We start from the raw sequence: 4,185 nt of genomic DNA, 5'->3' as shown, positions 1-4,185 counted from the left end.
GTGGCTGAACCGGCGCCGACGCCCGCCGGTGGACTGGCGGGGTCGGCTGGCGGCCTGGTGGCCGCACGCCCGGACCGCGCTGCCGCGCCGGGCCGGGGCGGTCCTGCTGCTGCTCCTCGCCTTCGGGCTACTGCTGTGGGCGGGGGCGGTGCTGCGCTACCCGGTCGAGGCGGGGGAGAAGCTCGACCTCTCGCCCGCCGGGGCGTTCGGCGGCCGGCTGCGGCCGGCCGGCGACCACGCGGCCCGGCAGGTGGTCGGCCAGCTCGGCGCGGCGCTCGTCGCGGCGGCCGTGATCGCCTTCTTCCCCGCCCGGGTGGGCATCGGTACGGCGCTGCTGACCGGGGCCGGGGCCCTCGCCATCGGCTACCTGCGGCTCGGGCCGCCGATGACGGCGCTGGAGACGCCGCAGGCGGTGGCCGACCGGGTGGTCGTGTTCGAAGGCGGGATGGGGAGTTGGGCCGGCATCGCGGCGGTGGTGGCGATCGCGGTCTCGCTCGTTCTGGTCGAGCGGGCCGCCCACCGGCTGCTGAAGCCCGCTCAGGAGGCCCGCAAGCAGGTCCGGGAGGCCTGGCGGCGGCTGGACGCGCGGAGCGCGGCGCGGTCCTCCGGGCCCGGCACCGCCACCCAGCGGGTGCCGGGCGTGCCGTACGGACGGTGGCGGACGGGCGGTGCGGGTGCGCGCGACCGGGTGCGGTTCGCGCTCGGGACGACGGCGGTGCTGGTGCTGCTGCTGTGGGCGGCGGTCGAGGTCCGGCTGGCGGCCACAGGGGTGCACCGGACGCCCGACTCCTGGGGGACGGGGCAGACCGGTGCGGCCTACCAGGCCGGGTTCGTCCTGCTGCTGGGGGTGGTGTCGCTGGTGAGCACCCTCGGGACGCCGGCCACCGCCCGGGGGCTGTTCGTGCTCTGGATCCCGGCCACCCTGTTCCTGGGCGCCTGGCCCGGACCGCTGGGGCCGGTCGAGGCACTGCGGATCCCGGTGTTCGAAGGCCTGTTCCGGGCGATCGCGGGGTGGTGGGGGCACGGGGCGTTCTGGGCCGCGCTGCTGGTGGTGCTGCCGCTGGCGGCGTACGCGGGGCTGCGGACGGTCCGGAGGCGGGCGGGGCGCGGGTGAGCGGGTGACGGGCTGACAGATCACGACTGACAGATGACAGCTGACAGCTTTCGAAATCTGTCAGCTGTCATCTGTTATCTGTTCGCTGCCGCCGGAGATCCGTCGGCCGTCGCGCTGCCGTCCGGGCGCCCGCCCGCCGGTCCGCCCGTTCAGCCCGCTCAGCCGACCAGCCGGGAGAGCTCGATCGAGTGCCCCGTCCGCTCCGCCTTCGCCCGCAGGTAGCGGACGTTGCTGGCCGAGACGTGCACCCCGGTCGGCACCCGGTGCCGTACGGCGACCCCCAGCCCGGCCAGCTGCGCCGCCTTGTCCGGGTTGTTGCTCAGCAGGTCGATGCCGGTCGTGCCGGTCAGGCCGGCCTCGCCGAGCGCGGTGAGCATCTGGGCGGCCGCGGTGTAGTCCCGGCCGTCCTCGGGCAGGCCGAGCGCGGTGTTGGCGTCGTACGTGTCCAGACCGGAGTCCTGCAGGGCGTAGGCGTCCAGCTTGTTGTAGAGCCCGATGCCGCGGCCCTCCTGCCGCAGGTAGAGCAGGTACCCGCCGGCCTCGCTGATCCGCTCCACCGACTCGCGCAGCTGGGGCCCGCAGTCGCAGCGGTCCGAGCCGAAGACGTCGCCGGTCAGGCACTCGGAGTGCAGTCGCACCAGCGGCGTCCCGCCCGCGGGGACGGTGCCGAGCGCGAGCGCCAGGTGCTCGGCACCGTCGGCGAGGCCGTGGAAGGTGAAGACCTCCGCCTCGGCGCGGTATCCGTCGGGGAAGGTCAGCGGGATGCGCACACGCGAGCGCACCGTGGCGGAGCCGGGCTGCGGCATGGGTGGGCCTCCGTGGATCGAGAGGTGGACCGGGGCGGACCGGGGTGGACCGTGATGGATCGGAGGTCGACCGTACTAGGTAGTTCCAATTTGAACAACTAGGGGCCATCGGGACGGGCCCCGGCCACGGAGGCGCACAACACCCCATCGGCCCCGTCTCTTCCCACCCGGCCTTCCAGCATGCGGACGGTGCGCTGATCCGAGCCGCTGCCGCTGACGGCCGGCGGCCGGCGCCCGGCACCCGACCGGAGCGGGCACCGATTGTCGGGTGCGGCAGGGTAGGTCCTTCCTACGGTGAAGGTCAGTAAGGGAAGGACGGGGTCGGCGTGCTGGAGCACCTGAACCGGGCGATGGACCGGATCGAACACGGGCTGGACCGCGAGGTCGACGTGGCCGAGCTGGCGCGGATCGCGATGGCGTCGGAGTACCACTTCCGGCGGTTGTTCTCGATGCTCGCCGGGATGCCGCTGTCGGAGTACGTCCGGCGCCGGCGGCTCACCGTCGCCGGGGCCGAAGTCCTGGACGGCGAGCGGACGTTGCTCGACATCGCGGTCCGGTACGGGTACTCCTCGGGGGAGGCCTTCGCCCGGGCGTTCCGGGCCATGCACGGGGTCGGGCCGGGGGAGGCCCGGCGCGACGGTGCGGTGCTCGTCTCGCAGCCCCGGATGTCCTTCCGACTCGTCGTGGAGGGAAGCAGCAGTATGGAATACCGGATCGTCGAGAAGCCGGACTTCCGGATCGTCGGCAGGAAGGCCCGGGTCACCCTGGTCTACCTGGGGATCAACCCGGGGATCGCCGAGTTCATCAAGGGGCTCGGCAAGGAGCAGGTCGAGCGGATCGCCGCCCTGTCCGGGGGCGACCCGGCCGGGATCGTGTCGGTGAGCGACGACTTCTCGCCGAACCGCGAGGAGGGGTCCGAACTCGACTACTGGCACGCGGTGGTGGCGCGCGAGGGCGCCGACGTCCCGGCCGACCTGGACGTGCTCGACGTCCCGGCCGGCACCTGGGCGGTGTTCACCAACACCGGGCCGTTCCCGCAGGCCCTGCAGGAGATGTGGGGGGACGTGGCCAGCCAGTGGTTCCCGTCCAACCCGTACGAGGCCCGGCCGGGCCCGGAGATCCTCCGGACCCGGTTCGTCCCGGGGACGGCCGATGCCGAGGCGGAGCTGTGGATCCCGGTGGCGCGGGCCGTGCGCGGCTGACAACTGACAGCCGACGGATAACCGCTAACAGATAACAGATGACAGCTGACAGATTTTGAAATCTGTCAGCTGTCATCTGTCATTCGCTCGCCCGCCCACCCCCGTTCGGCCCACCCCACCCGCCAACCGCCGCCCCGCCCCGCATGCTGGGGCAGGAGGTGCGGGGGCCGAGGCGCCGAAAACCCGGGAGTTCCCGAGCGAGCTGCGAGGACAGACGTCATGAAGCAGACCTCCGTCACCACCGACGCCCCCTGCTGGACCGAGCTGGGCACCTCCGATCCGGCCGCCGCCCGGGCGTTCTACACCGAGCTCCTCGGCTGGCAGGTGGACGACACGGCCCGCCCCGGGGACGGCGACTACACCCAGATGCTGGTCCAGGGCGCCCCGGCCGCCGCCATCACCCCCCGCTACGCCCCGCAGCAGCCGATCGCCTGGACCGTCTGCATCGCGGTCGCCGACGCCGACGCCACCGCCGGAAGGGTCAAGGCGGCCGGCGGCCGGATCCTGAAGGACCCCACCGACGTCTTCGACCTCGGCCGCTTCGCGGTCGTCGCCGACCGCGCCGGCGCGGTGTGCATCCTCTGGCAGGCCCGCGCCTTCCGGGGCGCCGGGGTGTTCAACGACCCCGGCGCGCTCGGCTGGGTGGAACTGCTCACCCGCGACCCGTCCGGCGCGCTCGCCTTCTACCCGGAGGTCTTCGGCTGGTCCGTCACCCCGTCCGAGCACTATCCCCAATGGGGCCTGGACGGCCGGGACTTCGGCGGCATGCTGACGATGGACGACCGCTTCCCGCCCGAGGTGCCGCCGCACTGGCTGCCGTACTTCGCGGTCGCCGACGTCGACAACACCGTCGGCCGGGCGGTGGCGCTCGGCGGCGACGTGCCGGTGCCCGCGAGCGGGATGCCGGGCGGCCGGCGGATCGCCGTGCTGCGCGACCCCCAGGGCGCCGAGTTCGGCGTCTACACCGCCGGCGCCGAGGGCTGACCCGTGAGAACTCGCACCCGCAACCGTGTCCTCGCCGGAACCGCGCTCGCCTTCGGTGCCCTGACCCTGGCCGATCGGA

General features: G+C 73.7%; 4 protein-coding genes. 3 read left to right on the top strand and 1 reads right to left on the bottom strand.

What is annotated here, in order from left to right; translation table 11 throughout:
- Window positions 1-1,114 (top strand): hypothetical protein (locus ABZW03_RS38095; RefSeq protein WP_355269053.1); only part of this gene is annotated, 1,114 nt, incomplete at its 5' end.
- 158 nt (window positions 1,115-1,272) lie between these two features.
- On the opposite strand, the gene ribA is transcribed toward ABZW03_RS38095, so the two are convergent.
- Complete coding sequence (gene ribA, locus ABZW03_RS38090) at window positions 1,273-1,920, bottom strand: GTP cyclohydrolase II (RefSeq protein ID WP_355269051.1); 648 nt, start codon at window positions 1,918-1,920, stop codon at window positions 1,273-1,275.
- A 326-nt stretch (window positions 1,921-2,246) separates the two neighbouring features.
- On the opposite strand from ribA, the gene ABZW03_RS38085 reads away from it, so the two are divergent.
- Entirely contained in the window at window positions 2,247-3,122 is an 876-nt protein-coding gene (locus ABZW03_RS38085; RefSeq protein WP_355269050.1) for an AraC family transcriptional regulator, read from the top strand.
- A gap of 219 nt (window positions 3,123-3,341) precedes the next feature.
- Window positions 3,342-4,106, top strand: coding sequence for a VOC family protein (locus ABZW03_RS38080; protein WP_355269048.1), 765 nt, complete (start codon window positions 3,342-3,344; stop codon window positions 4,104-4,106).
- Window positions 4,107-4,185 lie beyond the last annotated feature (79 nt).

This window comes from Kitasatospora sp. NPDC004799 (genome assembly GCF_040609095.1).
Taxonomy (GTDB): domain Bacteria; phylum Actinomycetota; class Actinomycetes; order Streptomycetales; family Streptomycetaceae; genus Kitasatospora.
The sequence above is the reverse complement of the archived record's forward strand: the minus strand, read 5'-3'. Positions and strand labels throughout refer to the sequence as shown.

Excerpts from the sequence above, each read along its gene's own strand:
- ABZW03_RS38080 (WP_355269048.1), top strand. The coding sequence starts at position 3,342 with ATGAAGCAGACCTCCGTCACCACCGACGCCCCCTGCTGGACCGAGCTG.
- ribA (WP_355269051.1), bottom strand. The coding sequence starts at position 1,920 with ATGCCGCAGCCCGGCTCCGCCACGGTGCGCTCGCGTGTGCGCATCCCG.